Here is a 17,305-nt window from a genome sequence, read left to right on the forward strand (position 1 = left end):
GGGGTGAACGCTATCCTTGGCCCGGACCTCTATCCGTGAACGGGAGAAACAAGCGTGGATAAAGTCATCGTCATCACGGGGGGCGGTCGCGGGATCGGGGCTGCCACGGCGCTGCTGGCTGCCGAGCTGGGCTATCGGATCTGCATCAATTACCAGTCCGATGAAAACGCCGCCCAGGAGGTGCTCGCTCAGGTTCGGGGCAAGGGCGCGCAGGCCATTGCCGTGCGGGCCGATGTGAGCATCGAGGACGAAGTGATCGCGCTGTTCGACCGCGTGGATGCCGAGTTGGGCCGGGTCACCGCCCTGGTGAACAACGCCGGCACCGTCGCCCAGAAGGCCCGTCTCGACGAAATGTCCGAGTTCCGCATCCTCAAGGTCATGCGCACCAACGTACTGGGGCCGATCCTCTGCGCCAAGCACGCGGTGCTGCGCATGTCGCCCCGGCATGGCGGGCAGGGCGGCAGCATCGTCAATGTCTCGTCGGTGGCCGCGCGTCTCGGCTCGCCCAACGAGTATGTCGACTACGCGGCTTCCAAGGGCGCGCTGGACACCTTCACCCTCGGCCTGTCCAAGGAAGTGGCCGGCGAAGGCATTCGCGTGAATGCGGTGCGCCCGGGCTATATCTACACCGACTTCCATGCCCTCAGTGGCGACCCGGACCGGGTCAGCAAGCTCGAGTCGGCGATCCCCATGGCCCGGGGCGGGCGGCCGGATGAAGTGGCCGAAGCGATCATCTGGCTGCTGTCGGACAAGGCCTCGTATGCCACCGGGACGTTCGTGGACCTGGGTGGCGGGCGCTGAGGTCCGGGTGTCTGGCCCGGCGGTTTCGCGAGCCGGCTCGCGAAGCGCCCAACCCACCTTTGCCTCAGAACGAGCGGATAATCCGTCCCAACGTCTCCATGGCCTTTTCCGAGGCCTCGGTCCACGGGCTGCCATAGTTCAGGCGGATGCAGTTCCTGAACCGCCGGGTCGGCGAGAAGATCGGCCCCGGCGCGATGCTGATGCCCTGGGCCAGGGCCATCTGGAACAGTTTCAGCGAATCCATCTGCTCGGGAAGCTCCAGCCACAGGAAGTAGCCGCCGGCCGGCTGGCTGACGCGGGTCTGGGGCGGGAAATAACGGGCGATGGCGGCGCGCATCGCGCCTTGCTGTTCTTCCAGGGCGTAACGCAGCTTGCGCAGGTGGCGGTCGTAGCCGCCGTGTTGCAGGTAGTCGGCGATGGCCGCCTGGGCCGGCATCGAGGCGCACAGTGAAGTCATGAGCTTGAGCCGCTCGATCTTCTGCGCATAGCGCCCGGCGGCGACCCAGCCGATGCGATAGCCCGGCGCGAGGCTCTTGGCGAACGAGCCGCAATGCATCACCAAGCCCTCGGTGTCGAATGCCTTGGCAGGCTTGGGGGCCTGCTGGCCGTAATAGAGCTCGGCGTACACGTCGTCTTCGATCAGGGGCACCTGGTGCTGGCGCAACAGCTCGACCAGCGCCTGCTTGCGGGCCTCGGGCAGGGTCGCGCCCATGGGGTTCTGGAAACTGGTCATGCACCAGCAGGCCTTGATCGGATGGCGCTCCAGCGTCTGCGCGAGCACCTCCAGGTCGATGCCGTCGCGCGGGTGCACGGGGATTTCCACGGCCTTGAGCTTGAGCCGCTCCAGCACTTGCAGGCTGGCATAGAACGCCGGCGCCTCGATCGCCACCAGGTCGCCGGGTTCGGTCACGGCTTGCAGGCACAGGTTCAGGGCCTCCAGCGCCCCGTTGGTCACCAGCAGTTCTTCCATCGGCAGCATCAACCCGCCGACCATGTAGCGCAGGGCGATTTGCCGGCGCAGTTGCGGATTGCCCGGCGACATGTCCGTGACCACCACCCGCGGGTCCATGTCCCGCGTGGCGCTGGACAGCGAGCGCGACAGCCGCTGCAACGGAAACAGGGTAGGGCTGGGGAACGCCGAGCCGAAGGGCACCGTGGCCGGGTCCTTGATCGATTCCAGCACCGAGAACACCAGCTCGCTGACGTCGACTTCGGTGGACTCGTGCACGGGGCTGCTGACCGCCGGCTCGGAGAACGGCGTCGGTGCATGGGCATTGACGAAGTAGCCCGAGCGCGGCCGGGCCCGGATCAGCCCGCGTCGCTCCAGCAGGTAATAGGCCTGGAACACCGTGGAGGGGCTGACGCCATAGGTCTGGCTGGCGTAGCGCACCGACGGCACCCGCTGGCCCGGCCCGAGCATGCCGGAGCGGATCAGTTCAGCGATGTCGTCGGCGAATTTCTCGTAGCGTTTCATGGCGTGCCCATTGTGCAGCGGTTCGAGGTCAGGCTGGAGCTGTGCGTCGGGCATCTTATCGCCTCACCGGTTCATCGGTGCGACAAAACGGCTCTTGGCCACGCTCTGGATGCGCGGCTCGTCGCTGTCGGTCACCTTGAAAGTCATGTCCTGGGAGCCGCTGCGAGGGCGTTCGTCGAGCATCGCCACCGACACCGGTACATCGACGATTTCCCCCGCCGCCAGGCTCAATTGCGTCTTGCCCTGCAGGGTGAAGCCTTCGCCGTCCTCGAGGGACAAGGTGTAGTCCTGGCGCTGCTGGGTCTTGTTGATGATTTTCAGGCTGTAGATGTTCTCGATCTGGCCCAGGCTGTTCTCGCGGAACAGGCCGCGGTCCTTGCTCACATCCAGGGACACCATCGGCCGCTCCACCAGCGCCACCGCCAGGGCGCCGATCATTACCAGCAGCACGGCGGTGTAGCCGACCAGGCGTGGCCGCAGCAGATGCGTCTTGCCACCCTGCAACTGGCGCTCGGAGGTGTATTTGATCAGCCCACGGGCGTAGCCCATCTTGTCCATGATCGAGTCGCAGGCGTCGATGCACGCCGCGCAGCCGATGCATTCCATTTGCAGGCCGTCGCGAATGTCGATGCCGGTGGGGCAGACCTGCACGCACATCTGGCAATCGATGCAGTCGCCCAGGCCGATGTTGGCCGGTTTCACCTCGCGCTTGCGCGGCCCGCGGATCTCGCCACGGGCGGCGTCATAGGAAATGGTCAGGGTGTCCTTGTCGAACATCACGCTCTGGAAGCGCGCGTAGGGGCACATGTGCATGCACACCGCCTCGCGCAGCCAGCCGGCGTTGAGGTAGGTGGCCGCAGTGAAGAACAGCACCCAGAACAGGCTGACGCCGCCTATTTGCAGGGTCAGCAAGTCTTCGGTCAAAGGCCGGATCGGGGTGAAGTAGCCGACGAAGGTCAACCCGGTGAGCAGGCTGATGGCCAGCCACAACGTGTGCTTGGCCGAGCGGCGCGCGAGCTTGTTCAGGCTCCAGGGCGCGGCGTGCAGCTTGATCCGCTGGTTGCGCTCGCCTTCGGTGATCTTCTCGCACCACATGAACAGCCAGGTCCAGGAGCTCTGCGGGCAGGTGTAGCCGCACCACACGCGGCCGGCGAACACGGTGATCGCGAACAGGCCGAAGGCGGCGATGATCAGCAGCGCCGACAGCAGGATGAAATCCTGGGGCCAGAAAGTGGCGCCGAAGATATGGAATTTGCTTTCGGAAAGGTCCCAGAGCACGGCCTGGCGACCGCCCCAGTCGAGCCACACCGTGCCGAAGAACAGCAGGAACAGCACCCCCGCGCCGCTGATGCGCAGGCTGCGGAACAAGCCGGTGAAGCTGCGGGTGTGGATCAGGTTGTCGGTGGTCCTGGCCTTGGTCTTCGCCGGCGCAGGTTCGAAGGTCTGTATCAACTGGACGGGGATTCTATCGCTCATGGTCGGTCGCTCATCAGCCGTTATCTGGCCGGGGCACTATGACCATCGAACTGTTTGCATAACAGACTCAGCTGAATCGATAAAAACCGGATCAGATGCCCTCCGGGCCAAGCCCTGCGACACTTTGATGCAGGCGCGAACAGACCCACTACAGCCTCAAGGGGGAGGCACTGTGTGGGAGCAGTGGTGCTCCCACGCAGCAAGACGGGTGGGCTAGACCACCGAGCCGCTGTCGGTTGCCTTTAGGTTCTGGCGCCCGTCGACCGCCCCGGCCACCGTCAGCGCGTCGGCTTCGGCCTCGGTGATGTAGACCCGGCCACCGTTGAGCTCGACCGCCGACATGGCTTTTTCCGCGTCGGTGACAATGGTCAGTTCGCTCGCCGGGCGCTGCTCCGGGCCATTGGGGGTGTCGAAGTGGCAGGTCTGGTGGTCATCGATGTGCACGGTCATGGTGTCGCTCCTTCTGGGTGGCTTGTGCATTAGGCGCCTGGCGGCCAGCAGGGTTCGTTGCGCCGGATCAGCGGTCGGGCGCACCTCTGGCGCCGCTTGCGGTCCATCGTCTATCGAGTGGAAGGAGAATGGTTGATGGAATCGTGGTGGCAGAGAATCTGGCTGACCCTGCAAGCGGAGTTCGCCGACATCGCCGATGTGGAGCAGATGACCCGGGTCACGCTACGCCTGCTGATGGCCGCGCTGCTCGGCGGCATCCTGGGCTTCGAGCGCGAGCACAAGGGCAAGGCCGCTGGCGTGCGTACTCACATGCTCGTGGCGCTGGGCGCGGCGCTGTTCGTGTTGGTGCCGCAGCTGTCCGGCTCCCAGGCCGATGCCATGAGCCGGGTCATCCAGGGGGTGGTCGCCGGCATTGGCTTCCTGGGCGCCGGTACGATCCTGAAGAACACCGAGGGCGATGTCGGCCACGTCAAAGGCCTGACCACCGCCGCGGGCCTGTGGATGACCGCCGCCATCGGCGTCGCGGCGGGGTTGGGCCGCGAGGCGACGGCGGTGGTGAGTACGGTGCTGGCGTTGGCGATTTTCAGTGTGATGCCGATGATCGTCCGGGCGCTGGAAAGCGACGACCAACCTTGAACGACCCTTGGGAGCACCGGCGGGTCGGCGCTGCATCTCGCGAGCAGGCTCGCGCCCACCGGGACCAGGCTACGCTTGAACGCGCTCCGGTGGCACTTCGCTGGGCGGATCACCGACGGGGGGCTGGGGATCGAGCGGTGGGTCTTTTTCCGGGATCGGCTCCGGATCGGGCCCCGGCGGGGGCAGGGTGGGGTCGTCGATATTGGGGTCCGGGGTTTCGGCCGGGATCGGGATATTCATCGGGACGGGTCTCCGTAACGCAAATGGCTTGAGTCGTGCTTACTGTTGTTGACCCCCTCGCGCCGGGTTTTATCCCGAGCGCATCGCGGGCCAAATCTTGCTGAACTTTTGGTCGTCGATTCGGTTCGGAGTTTAAGTGAGTTTTTTCAGGGACCCGTTGGGCCTTTACCGCCACAAGCGCGTCCATGGGGCGTAAAAGGAGCGATGCTCGATGACTGCTGAACAGCCGACTGACCTGGCGTACAACCCGCACCTGCCATTGTCCCAGGCCCTGTTGTTGCCACGGATTGCGATTGAAAACACCATGCCGACGATCGATGGCGGACAGTTTGCCGCCAAGGTCGTGGCCGGGCGGGATGTGACGGTGACCAGCAAGGTGTTCACCGACGGCCATGACAAGTTGGCGGTGCGCATCCGCTGGCGGTCATTGCAGGAGGAACGCTGGAACAGCGAGGTCATGACCGACCTGGGCAACAACGGCTGGCGCGGCCAGTTCAATGTGCCGGAGCAGGGCCGCTACGTGTTCTGCATCGAGGCCTGGTTCGATCAGTACGCCAGCTTCTGCTACGAACTGGAGAAGAAGTACGCCGCCGGCGTGCCCATCGCCCTCGAATTGCAGGAAGGGCGCAACCACGTGAAACTGGCCGCCGAGCGCAGCGACGGCGAATTGCGTGGCCAATTGAGCGCATTGCACGACGAACTGTCGAGCCTGTTGCCTGCCGAGCAGGTGGCGTTGTTCCTGGCGCCCCATAGCGCCGACCTGATGGCCCAGGCGGACTATCGGCCGTACCTGAGCATCAGCCCCGAGTATCACCTGGACGTCGAGCGCCCGCTGGCCGAGTTCGCCAGTTGGTACGAGCTGTTCCCGCGCTCGATCACCGACGATCCCAAGCGCCATGGCACCTTCAACGACGTGCATTCGCGCCTGTCGATGATCCAGGACATGGGCTTCGACGTGCTGTATTTCCCGCCGATCCACCCCATCGGCCGCAGCTTCCGCAAGGGACCGAACAACTCCCTCACCGCCGGCCCCGAGGACCCGGGCAGCCCCTATGCCATCGGCAGCGAGGACGGCGGCCACGAGGCCATCCATCCGCAATTGGGGACCCGCGAGGATTTCCGCCGGCTGGTCGCGGCCGCCGCGGACCACGGCCTGGAAATCGCCCTCGACTTCGCCATCCAGTGCTCCCAGGACCACCCGTGGCTCAAGCAGCATCCGGGCTGGTTCAGCTGGCGGCCGGACGGCACGATCAAATACGCCGAGAACCCGCCGAAGAAGTACCAGGACATCGTCAACGTCGATTTCTACGCCGCGGATGCGATCCCCAGCCTGTGGTTGGAACTGCGGGATATCGTGGTGGGTTGGGTCAATGAAGGCGTGAAGATCTTTCGCGTGGACAACCCGCACACCAAGCCGCTGCCGTTCTGGCAGTGGTTGATCGCCGATGTCCGGGCCCAGTACCCGGAAGTGATGTTCCTCGCCGAAGCCTTCACCACCCCGGCGATGATGGCGCGGCTGGGCAAGGTCGGCTACACCCAGAGCTACACCTATTTCACCTGGCGCAATACCAAGGCCGAGCTGGCGGCTTATTTCACCGAGCTCAACGAATCGCCGCTGCGCGAATGCTACCGGCCGAATTTCTTCGTCAATACCCCCGACATCAACCCGGCGTTCCTCCATCACTCGGGACGCGCCGGCTTTCTCATCCGTGCGGCCCTGGCGACCATGGGGTCGGGCTTGTGGGGCATGTACTCGGGGTTCGAATTGTGCGAATCGGCGCCGGTGCCGGGCAAGGAGGAATACCTCGATTCGGAGAAATACGAGATCCGTCCCCGGGACTTCACCGCGCCGGGCAACATCATCGCCGAGATTGCCCAGCTCAATCGCATCCGCCGCCAGAACCCGGCGTTGCACACGCACCTGGGATTGAAGATCTACAACGCCTGGAACGACAACATCCTCTATTTCGGCAAGCGCACGCCCGATGGCAGCAATTTCATCCTGGTGGCGGTGAGCCTGGATCCGCACAACCCGCAGGAAGCCAATTTCGAGTTGCCGCTGTGGGAAATGGGCTTGCCGGACGACGCCCAGACCCAGGGCGAGGATTTGATGAACGGTCATCGCTGGACCTGGTATGGCAAGTACCAGTTCATGCGCATCGACCCGGCGTACCAGCCGTTCGGGATCTGGCGCATCAGCGTGGCTTGACGCAGTGCAAGGTCGAGGGAGAACTGTTGTGGCGAGCTTGCTGTGGCGAGGGGATTTATCCCCGTTGGGCTGCGAAGCAGCCCCAATAGATCACCCCGATATGTCTGGTTGGCCGCTTTAAAGCTTTAGGGCTGCTGCGCAGCCCAGCGGGGATAAATCCCCTCGCCACAAAAGACCTCGGCCCATAAAAAGACCCACAAGCCTGTATTCCGCGGCTTTAATGAATCATCAGGAGTTGCAAATGGCGAAGAAACCCCGGTCTGCCACCTTTATCAACGACCCGCTCTGGTACAAGGATGCGGTGATCTATCAGGTCCACGTGAAGTCCTACTTCGACTCCAACAACGACGGCATCGGTGACTTCCCTGGCCTGATCGAGAAGCTCGACTACATCGCCGACCTGGGCGTCAACACCATCTGGTTGCTGCCGTTCTACCCGTCGCCACGGCGCGACGATGGCTACGACATTGCCGAATACCGGGGCGTGAGCCCGGACTATGGGACCATGGCCGATGCGCGGCGCTTCATTGCCGAGGCCCACAAGCGCAACCTGCGGGTGATCACCGAACTGGTCATCAACCATACGTCCGACCAGCATCCGTGGTTCCAGCGCGCCCGCAAGGCCAAGCCCGGTTCCAAGGCGCGGGACTTCTACGTCTGGTCGGACGACGACCACAAGTACGATGGCACGCGGATCATTTTCCTCGACACCGAGAAGTCCAACTGGACCTGGGACCCGGTGGCCGGCCAGTACTTCTGGCACCGTTTCTACTCCCACCAGCCGGACCTCAACTTCGATAACCCGCAGGTGATCAAGGCCGTGCTGTCGGTGATGCGCTATTGGCTGGACATGGGCATCGACGGCCTGCGCCTGGACGCGATTCCGTACCTGATCGAGCGCGACGGCACCAACAACGAAAACCTGCCGGAAACCCACGACGTGTTGAAATTGATCCGCGCCGAGATCGATGCCAACTACCCCGACCGGATGTTGCTGGCCGAAGCCAACCAGTGGCCCGAGGACACCCAACTGTACTTCGGCGACGTCGACGCCCAGGGCCTGAACGGCGACGAGTGCCACATGGCGTTCCACTTCCCGCTGATGCCGCGCATGTACATGGCGCTGGCCCAGGAAGACCGTTTCCCGATCACCGACATCCTGCGCCAGACCCCGGAGATCCCGGCCAACTGCCAGTGGGCGATTTTCCTGCGCAACCACGATGAGTTGACCCTGGAGATGGTCACCGACAAGGAGCGCGACTACCTGTGGAACTACTACGCGGCTGACCGCCGTGCGCGCATCAACCTGGGGATCCGCCGACGCCTGGCGCCCCTGGTGGAGCGCGACCGGCGCCGGGTGGAACTGCTCAATAGCCTGCTGCTGTCGATGCCCGGCACGCCGACGTTGTACTACGGCGACGAGATCGGCATGGGCGACAACATCTACCTGGGCGACCGCGACGGCGTGCGCACGCCGATGCAGTGGTCGATCGACCGCAACGGCGGCTTCTCCCGCGCCGACCCGGCCAGCCTGGTGCTGCCGCCGATCATGGACCCGCAGTACGGCTACCAGTCGGTCAACGTCGAGACCCAGGCTGGCGACCCCCATTCGCTGCTCAACTGGACCCGGCGGATGCTGGCGGTGCGCAAGCAGTCCAAGGCGTTCGGCCGTGGTACCTTGAAGATGCTGTCGCCGAGCAACCGTCGGATCCTGGCCTATACCCGTGAGTACACCGGCCCCGACGGCAAGCACGAAATCATCCTGTGCGTGGCCAACGTGTCGCGCAGCGCCCAGGCGGCCGAGCTGGACCTGTCGGCCTACGCCGGCATGGTGCCGGTGGAGATGCTCGGGGGTAATGCCTTCCCACCCATCGGCCAGCTGAATTTCCTGCTGACCCTGGCCCCCTACGGGTTCTACTGGTTCGCCCTGGCGGCGGAAAACCAGATGCCGAGCTGGCACGTCGAACCGGCCCAGAGCCTGCCGGACTTCACCACCCTGGTGCTGAAAAAACGCCTGGAAGAGTTGCTCGAAGCGCCGTCGCGCACCACGCTGGAGCAAAGCATCCTGCCGAGCTGGCTGCAGAACCGCCGCTGGTTCGCGGGCAAGGACAGCGCCATCGAGAAGGTCGACATCGTCTATGGCGTGCGCTTCGGCGACCCGCAGCATCCGGTGCTGCTCAGTGAAATCGACGTCACCAGCGGCGGCCAGACGCTGCGCTATCAATTGCCGTTCGGGCTGCTGGCCGAAGACCAGGTGGGCGCGGCATTGCCGCAGCAGCTGGCGTTGTCGCGGGTCCGGCGGGTCCGCCAGGTCGGCTTGATCACCGATGCCTTCACCCTGGAAAGCTTCATCCGGGCGGTGCTGCAAAACATCCAGGCCGGCACCGTGTTGCCGTGCGCCGACGGCGAGTTGCGTTTCGAACCCACCGAAGGCCTGGCCGCGTTGAACCTGGGCAATGAGCCGGAAGTGCGCTACCTGTCCGCCGAGCAATCCAACAGCTCGGTGGTGGTCGGCGGCAGCCTGGTCCTCAAGCTGATTCGCAAGGTCGCCTCGGGTGTCCACCCGGAACTGGAAATGAGCGCCTATCTGACCGCTGCGGGCTTCAGCAATATCTCGCCGCTGCTGGGCTCGGTGGTGCGGCGCGACGCTGCGGGCGAAGACGCGCTGCTGATGATTGCCCAGGGTTACCTGAGCAACCAGGGCGACGCGTGGGAATGGACCCAGAACAACCTCGAGCGCGCGCTACGGGACGAGCTGGCGGACGCGGTCTCCGAGCAGGAGCAGCACTACAACGCCCTCGGCGAGTTGAAGGATTTCGCCGGCATGCTCGGCCAACGCCTGGGGGAAATGCACCAGGTGCTGGCCCAGCCGACCGACGACCCTGACTTCACCGCGCAGGTCACCACCGCCAAGGACGCCCAGGCCATCGGCAAGGATGTCGCCGCCCAGGTGGAAAACGCCCTGCGCCTGCTCAAGCAGAACCAGGGCCAATTGAACCCGGCCGACCAGGCCATGGTCGCACGCTTGCTGGAACACCGCAAAACCGTCCTGGCCCATGTCCAGGCATTGGCCGGCAAGGCAGTCGGTGGCCTGCGCATCCGCGTGCATGGCGACTTGCACTTGGGGCAGGTGCTGGTGATCAAGGGCGACGCCTACCTGATCGACTTCGAAGGCGAGCCGGCGCGGCCGTTGCATGAGCGCCGGGGCAAGCACAGCCCGTACAAGGACGTCAGCGGTGTCCTGCGTTCGTTCGATTACGCGGCGGCGATGGCGATCCACTTGCACACGGTCGACAGTACGGCCGATGCCGACGCGGCCCGGCAGCGGGTGGCCGATCGTTACCTGAAAGAGGCGCGTCAGGCATTTGTCGAGGCATACCGGCTGGCGGCAGCTAGTCTTGCCCATGAATGGAAGGATGCTGAAGGCGAAGACGCCGCACTGGCGTTGTTCGGCCTGGAGAAGGCGGCCTATGAAGTGGCCTATGAAGCCGAGAATCGCCCCGCCTGGCTGCCCGTGCCGTTGCACGGCCTGTACGGGTTGTTGAGTGGGCTGGAACCCTTTTCCGATTTAGCCGGACCGATTTAGTGGAGAGAATCATGAGCGTCTCGAACAAAGAACAAGGGCAGCCCAAGGCCGCCTTGCTGCCATCGGTCAAGGACATCGACGCGCTGGTGCGTGCCGAACACCACGACCCGTTTTCCATCCTCGGCCCCCACGGCGACGGTGCCGGCGGGCAGTTCATTCGCGCCTACCTGCCGGGTGCGCTGAGCGTGCATGTGCTCGCCCGCGACGGCGGCGAGGAGCTGGGGGAACTGCAACAGACCGAAACCCCCGGGTTGTTCGTCGGGCACTTCGACCGAGCCCAGGCCTACCTGCTGCGCACGCGCTGGGCCGGCGGTGAGCAGGTGGCCGAAGACCCCTACAGCTTTGGCGCCTTGCTCGGAGACATGGACCTTTACCTGTTCGCCGAGGGCAATCACCGTGACCTGAGTTCCTGCCTGGGCGCGCAATTGACCACGGTCGACGGCGTCGACGGCGTGCGTTTCGCCGTGTGGGCGCCGAATGCCCGGCGGGTCTCGGTGGTGGGGGATTTCAACGTCTGGGACGGGCGCCGGCATCCGATGCGCATTCGTTATCCGTCCGGCGTGTGGGAGCTGTTCATCCCCCGGCTGGGCGCGGGCGAAGCCTACAAGTATGAAATCCTCGGTGCCCACGGCATCCTGCCCCTCAAGGCCGACCCCGTGGCGCTGGCGACCCGGATGCCGCCCGACACCGCCTCGAAAGTCGCTTCGCCGCTGAAGATTCAGTGGCAGGACGACGACTGGATGCAACGCCGTGGCGAACGGCAATTGCCGGGTGCCCCGCTGTCGATCTATGAGCTGCACGCCGGTTCCTGGCAATGCGAGACCGACGAGGCGGGGGAGGTTGCCCGGCAATACAACTGGCACGAAATGGCCGAGCGCCTGGTGCCCTACGTGAAGGACCTGGGCTTCACCCACATCGAGCTGATGCCGATCATGGAACACCCCTTCGGCGGGTCCTGGGGCTACCAGCCGCTGTCGCAGTTCGCGCCGACCGCGCGTTTCGGCTCACCGGATGATTTCGCCGCATTCGTCAACGCCTGTCACCAGGCCGACATCGGCGTGATCCTCGACTGGGTGCCGGCGCATTTCCCCACCGACACCCATGGCCTGGCCCAGTTCGACGGCACGGCGCTGTACGAATATGGCAACCCGCTGGAAGGTTTCCACCAGGACTGGGACACCCTGATCTACAACCTCGGGCGCACCGAGGTCCACGGCTTCATGCTGGCCTCGGCGTTGCACTGGCTCAAGCATTTCCACGTCGACGGCCTGCGCGTCGACGCCGTTGCCTCGATGCTCTATCGCGACTATTCGCGCAAGGCCGGCGAGTGGGTGCCCAACCGTCATGGTGGCCGCGAGAACCTGGAGGCCATCGACTTCCTGCGTCACCTCAACGACGTGGTGGCGCTGGAGGCGCCGGGTGCGCTGGTCATCGCCGAGGAGTCCACCGCGTGGCCGGGCGTCAGCCAGAGCACGCAGCAGGGTGGCCTGGGCTTTTCCTACAAGTGGAACATGGGCTGGATGCACGATTCGCTGCACTACATCCAGCAGGACCCGGTGTACCGCGCCCATCATCACAACGAGCTGAGCTTTGGCCTGGTGTATGCCTGGTCGGAACGATTCGTCCTGCCGATCTCCCACGACGAAGTGGTCCACGGCAAGCGTTCGCTGATCGACAAGATGCCGGGTGATCGCTGGCAGAAGTTCGCCAACCTGCGTGCCTACCTCAGCTTCATGTGGGGGCATCCGGGCAAGAAACTGTTGTTCATGGGCTGCGAGTTCGGCCAGTGGCGCGAATGGAACCACGATCAGCAACTGGACTGGTACCTGTTGCAATACCCCGAGCACCGTGGGGTCCAGCAACTGGTCAAGGATTTGAACCGGCTGTACCGCGAGGAACCGGCCCTGCACGACCAGGACGATGCGCCCCAAGGCTTCCAATGGCTGATTGGCGACGACGCGATGAACAGCGTCTATGCGTGGCTGCGCTGGAGCAAGGACGGGCGGCCGGTGCTGGTGGTCGCCAACTTCACCCCGGTGCCGCGCGAGGCCTACCGGGTCGGCGTGCCGTTCGCCGGGCGTTGGGTGGAATTGCTCAACAGTGACGCCGATACCTATGCCGGTTCCAACTACGGCAACGGTGGCGGCGCGTCCACCGAAGCAGTGCCCAGCCATGGCCAGGCGCTGTCGCTGGAACTCAACCTGCCGCCATTGGCGGTGTTGATCCTGCGGCCGGAGGGTTAGCACGACAGCAGTGGCAGGGGAGCGATGACGGTGGCGAGGGGATTTATCCCCGCTGGGGCGCGAAGCGACCCTAAGGCTGGCAACTCGATGTTCAAGTCTATTGAGTTGACTGCCAAAAGGGGCCGCTGCGCAGCCCAGCGGGGATAAATCCCCTCGCCACAAGAGGCCTGGATGGCTTCAGCGCACCAGGCACGGCTGCTTGTTGTCGAACGTCCAGCCCGGAATCAAGTACTGCATCGCCACTGCATCGTCCCGCGCCCCCAGGCCCATGCCCTTGTACAGCTCATGGGCCTTGGCCAGCTGATCCATGTCCAGCTCGACCCCCAGCCCCGGCCTCTTCGGCACCTGCACGCAGCCGCCGTGGATCTGCAAGGGCGCCTTGGTCAGCCGTTGGCCGTCCTGCCAGATCCAGTGGGTGTCGATGGCGGTGATGTCGCCCGGCGCGGCGGCGGCCACATGGGTGAACATGGCCAGGGAAATGTCGAAGTGATTATTGGAGTGCGAGCCCCAGGTCAGGCCCCATTCGTTGCACATCTGCGCCACCCGTACCGATCCCTGCATGGTCCAGAAATGCGGGTCGGCCAGGGGGATGTCCACGGACTGCAAGGTGATGGCGTGGCCCATCTCGCGCCAGTCGGTGGCGATCATGTTGGTGGCGGTCTTCAGGCCCGTGGCGCGGCGGAACTCGGCCATGACCTCGCGGCCGGAGTAGCCATGCTCGGCGCCGCAAGGGTCTTCGGCATACGCCAGGACCTTGTGCTGGTCGCGGCACAGGCGGATCGCTTCCTTCAGTGACCAGGCGCCGTTCGGGTCCAGGGTGATGCGCGCCTGGGGAAAGCGCTCGGCCAGGGCCGTGACCGCTTCGATTTCTTCATCACCCTTGAGCACGCCACCCTTGAGCTTGAAGTCCTGGAAGCCATAGTGGGCATGCGCCGCTTCGGCCAGGCGGACCACGGCGTCGGCGTCCAGGGCCTTTTCGTGGCGCACGCGGAACCAGTCGATGTCGGCATCCGGTTCGCTGCGGTAGGGCAGGTCGGTCTGCCGGCGGTCGCCGACGTAGAACAGATAGCCGAGCATCTTCACTTCGTCGCGCTGCTGGCCTTCGCCGAGCAATGCCGCCACCGGCACGTCCAGGTGTTGGCCGAGCAGGTCCAGCAAGGCGGCTTCCAGGCCGGTCACCGCGTGGATGGTGATGCGCAGGTCGAAGGTCTGCAGGCCGCGGCCACCGGCATCGCGGTCGGCGAATGCATGGCGCACGGTGTTGAGGATCTTCTGGTACGTGCCGATGGGGCTGCCGACCACCAGCGAGCGGGCGTCTTCGAGGGTCTGGCGAATGCGCTCGCCACCGGGCACTTCGCCGACGCCGGTGTGGCCGGCGTTGTCCTGGAGAATGACGATGTTACGGGTGAAGAACGGGCCGTGGGCGCCGCTGAGGTTCAGCAGCATGCCATCGTGGCCGGCCACGGGGACGATTTGCATGTGGGTGATGATCGGGGCTTTGCTGGCTGCTTGAGCATTCATGGTGCGGGTCCTTGGGTCAGGCGTGGCGGGTGGCCGGCTGGGTGGGTGGCGTTGTCGAGCGGGCCTTGGGCGTGTTGCGGGCGGCGAAGACAATGATCGCGGCGACGATCGAGGTGGTCGCCAGGCCGTAGAGGCCGCCCTGGATCGAGCCGGTGTGTTGCTCCAGCAGGCCGAACGTGGTCGGCGCGACGAAGCCGCCGAGGTTGCCCACGGAGTTGATCAGGGCGATCACCCCGGCGGCGATCCGGGCGTCCAGGTAAGCCTGGGGGATTGGCCAGAACAGCGACGAAGCCGACTTGAAACCCAGGGCCGCGAAGCAGATGGCGACGAAGGCGAACACTGGCCCGCCGGTGGTGGACATGAACATCCCGGCCGCGGCGATCAACAGCGCGGCGGCGACCCAGGCCTGCTGGAATCTCCACTTGGCCGACAGCGAGGCGAAGGCGTACATGCCGACGATCGACAGCAGCCAGGGGATCGAGTTGAACAGCCCGACCTGAAGGTCGCTCAGGTCGCCCATTTTCTTGATGATGCTCGGCAGCCAGAACGTGGCGGCGTAGATCGTCAGCTGGATGAAGAAGTAGATCAGGCAGAACAGGATGATCTGGCGGTCCTTGAGCAATTGGCCGATGGACAGCTTGATCGGCGTGGCGGCCTCGCGGGCCCGTTGCTCATCGTCGATGGCCTTCACCAGGGCGTCCTGCTCCGCGCGTTCCAGCCATTTGGCGTCGTGGGGCTTGGCGTCCAGCCAGAACCAGACGAAGGCGCACAGGCCGACCGAGAACATCCCTTCGATGAAGTACATCCACTGCCAGCCGTGCAGGCCCAGGCCGTTGATTTGCAGCAGCAACCCCGACAGCGGGCCGGAGATCAGCGATGCAATGGCCGAGCCGCTGAGGAAGATGGCGATGGCCTTGCCGCGTTCGGCACCCGGCAACCAGCGGGTGAAGTAGTAGATCACTCCGGGGAAGAAGCCGGCTTCGGCGACACCGAGCAAAAAACGCAGGATGTAGAAGTGGGTTTCGTTCTGGATGAACGCCATGCCGGCGGCCACCAGGCCCCAGGTGAGCATGATGCGGGTCAGCCAGATGCGGGCGCCGATGCGTTGCAGCAGGATGTTGGAAGGGACTTCGAACAGCGCGTAGCCGATGAAGAACAGGCCGGCACCAAAGCCGTAGGCCGCGGCGCCGATGCCCAGGTCGTGCTCCATGTGGGCGCGGACGAAGCCGATGTTCACCCGGTCGATGTAGTTGACGATGAACATGATGACGAACAGCGGCAGGATGTGGCGCTTGACCTTGGCGATGGCCGAGAGCAGCACCGGATCCGCACCGGCGTTCGCCCGGGGGCTGGATGTGTTCACTGGTTTTCTCCCACTCGTTATTTTTATGCGGGCATCGTGCAGGTGCCGATGTTGATAGACATCATACAACTTGAATTTTTTAGCTGGCAAGGGGTTTTTGATGAGGTTTGAGGTGGGGGTAGGTGGCCTTATAGGCCGTGATTATTGGGCTTTCTGAATGTATGAGGTGTCGCTACACGGCAGTTGAGCGGACCGAATGATGGGGGCGTGGCACTTTTTTTCTGCGGAATATTCGTTATATCAATGTGTTGTCATACAAGTTGATTGGGCACTGCCGAACCCTTTGCCACCCACTGGTGGTAGGATCACTCAGCCTGTATTCGAGGAACCCCTGGCGATGCAAGACACCGAAGCCCCCCTGCGCAAGCGCACCCATGGCCTGGCCCACGACCTGGTGGCGAAGCTGAGCCAGCGCATCCTGCTGGGGCAATGGAAACCGGGGGAGAAGTTGCCGTCCGAGGGGGCGATCGTGCGCGAGCATGGGGTCAGTCGCACGGTGGTGCGCGAGGCGATTTCCAAGTTGCAGGCCTCGGGGCTGGTGGAAACCCGCCACGGTATCGGGACGTTTGTGCTGGAGCCAACCGGCGAGCCCGGGCTGCGGCTCAATGTCGACACGGCAGCGGGGGTGCGGGGCATCCTCGAACTGCGCCTGGGCCTGGAAACCCAGGCAGCGGCCCTGGCCGCCCAGCGCCGCAGCGAAGAGCAACTGCGACAGATGCGCCAGGCGCTGGACGACTACCAGCGCTTGTCCAGCAACAATGACAGCTGCGTCGAAGCCGACCGGCGTTTTCACCTGCTGATCGCCGAAGCCACGGACAACACCTGTTTCGTCGAGATCATGCAACACCTGGGCAGCGCGATGATCCCCAGGACCCGGGTGAACGTGATCGAGCGCGGCCAGGCAGACCTGGGCAAGCTGGCGCAATTGGCCAGCCTGGAACACGAAGCGATCTTCAACGCCATCAAGCGCCAGGACCCCGACGCCGCCCGCGCCGCCATGTGGCTGCACCTGACCAACAGCCGCGACCGGTTCGGCGCGGGTTCCTGAGGGTTCATCGTTGCCTTGGCCACCGCCATCGCGAGCAAGCTCAGCTCCCACAGGAATTTGTGGTGAGCGATGGTTTAAGAACACCCAAACAGTCATGTGGGAGCAAGGCTTGCCCGCGATGGCATTGGCACATCCAGCATCAATACAAGCTGACCCACCGCCATCGCGAGCAAGCTCAGCTCCCACAGGAATTTGTGGTGAGCGATGGTTTAAGAACACCCAAACAGTCATGTGGGAGCAAGGCTTGCCCGCGATGGC

At 64.4% G+C, this 17,305-nt stretch carries 12 protein-coding genes; 6 read left to right on the forward strand and 6 right to left on the reverse strand.

Going from position 1 to position 17,305, the window contains the following annotated elements; translation table 11 throughout:
• Positions 1–54: 54 nt before the first annotated feature.
• On the forward strand, positions 55–801 hold the full coding sequence (locus Q6A48_RS19545; protein ID WP_304555875.1) for an SDR family oxidoreductase: 747 nt from the start codon (positions 55–57) through the stop codon (positions 799–801).
• Between the two features lie 64 nt (positions 802–865).
• Here the strand turns inward: Q6A48_RS19545 and mapR are convergent, their stop codons facing one another.
• The 3 genes from mapR to Q6A48_RS19560 all read right to left on the reverse strand — a co-directional run bounded on the left by mapR (position 866) and on the right by Q6A48_RS19560 (position 4,201).
• Positions 866–2,275 (reverse strand): GntR family transcriptional regulator MpaR, encoded by a 1,410-nt coding sequence (gene mapR / locus Q6A48_RS19550; protein ID WP_304555889.1) that lies wholly within the window; start codon positions 2,273–2,275, stop codon positions 866–868.
• A gap of 63 nt (positions 2,276–2,338) precedes the next feature.
• Positions 2,339–3,751, reverse strand: a complete 1,413-nt coding sequence (gene ccoG / locus Q6A48_RS19555) for a cytochrome c oxidase accessory protein CcoG (RefSeq protein WP_304555876.1) — start codon at positions 3,749–3,751, stop codon at positions 2,339–2,341.
• Positions 3,752–3,964: 213 nt separating this feature from the next.
• Complete coding sequence (locus tag Q6A48_RS19560) at positions 3,965–4,201, reverse strand: DUF3203 family protein (RefSeq protein WP_304555877.1); 237 nt, start codon at positions 4,199–4,201, stop codon at positions 3,965–3,967.
• 135 nt (positions 4,202–4,336) lie between these two features.
• Here Q6A48_RS19560 and Q6A48_RS19565 point away from each other — a divergent pair, with 135 nt between their 5' ends.
• On the forward strand, positions 4,337–4,837 hold the full coding sequence (locus tag Q6A48_RS19565) for an MgtC/SapB family protein (RefSeq protein ID WP_304555879.1): 501 nt from the start codon (positions 4,337–4,339) through the stop codon (positions 4,835–4,837).
• A 69-nt stretch (positions 4,838–4,906) separates the two neighbouring features.
• Here Q6A48_RS19565 and Q6A48_RS19570 read toward each other — a convergent pair whose 3' ends face one another.
• Entirely contained in the window at positions 4,907–5,077 is a 171-nt protein-coding gene (locus Q6A48_RS19570) for a hypothetical protein (protein WP_304555880.1), read from the reverse strand.
• Positions 5,078–5,288: 211 nt separating this feature from the next.
• On the opposite strand from Q6A48_RS19570, the gene Q6A48_RS19575 reads away from it, so the two are divergent.
• The 3 genes from Q6A48_RS19575 to glgB all read left to right on the forward strand — a co-directional run bounded on the left by Q6A48_RS19575 (position 5,289) and on the right by glgB (position 13,115).
• Positions 5,289–7,286: an alpha-1,4-glucan--maltose-1-phosphate maltosyltransferase gene (locus Q6A48_RS19575; RefSeq protein WP_304555881.1), complete on the forward strand. Its 1,998-nt coding sequence runs from the start codon at positions 5,289–5,291 to the stop codon at positions 7,284–7,286.
• A 241-nt stretch (positions 7,287–7,527) separates the two neighbouring features.
• Positions 7,528–10,872: a maltose alpha-D-glucosyltransferase gene (treS, locus tag Q6A48_RS19580; RefSeq protein ID WP_304555882.1), complete on the forward strand. Its 3,345-nt coding sequence runs from the start codon at positions 7,528–7,530 to the stop codon at positions 10,870–10,872.
• Positions 10,873–10,883: 11 nt separating this feature from the next.
• Positions 10,884–13,115 carry a 1,4-alpha-glucan branching protein GlgB gene (glgB, locus tag Q6A48_RS19585; protein ID WP_304555883.1) on the forward strand — a complete coding sequence of 744 codons (2,232 nt, stop codon included), beginning with the start codon at positions 10,884–10,886 and terminating at the stop codon, positions 13,113–13,115.
• Between the two features lie 177 nt (positions 13,116–13,292).
• Here glgB and gudD read toward each other — a convergent pair whose 3' ends face one another.
• Together gudD and Q6A48_RS19595 are read right to left on the reverse strand one after the other, a co-directional pair.
• A complete protein-coding gene (gene gudD / locus Q6A48_RS19590; protein WP_304555884.1) occupies positions 13,293–14,636 on the reverse strand; it encodes a glucarate dehydratase in 1,344 nt (447 codons plus the stop codon).
• A 16-nt stretch (positions 14,637–14,652) separates the two neighbouring features.
• Positions 14,653–15,999, reverse strand: coding sequence for an MFS transporter (locus Q6A48_RS19595; protein WP_304555885.1), 1,347 nt, complete (start codon positions 15,997–15,999; stop codon positions 14,653–14,655).
• Between the two features lie 337 nt (positions 16,000–16,336).
• Here Q6A48_RS19595 and Q6A48_RS19600 point away from each other — a divergent pair, with 337 nt between their 5' ends.
• Positions 16,337–17,047, forward strand: coding sequence for a FadR/GntR family transcriptional regulator (locus Q6A48_RS19600; protein WP_304555886.1), 711 nt, complete (start codon positions 16,337–16,339; stop codon positions 17,045–17,047).
• Positions 17,048–17,305 lie beyond the last annotated feature (258 nt).

The sequence above is a fragment of the Pseudomonas citrullilanati genome, assembly GCF_030580855.1.
GTDB lineage: Bacteria > Pseudomonadota > Gammaproteobacteria > Pseudomonadales > Pseudomonadaceae > Aquipseudomonas > Aquipseudomonas citrulli.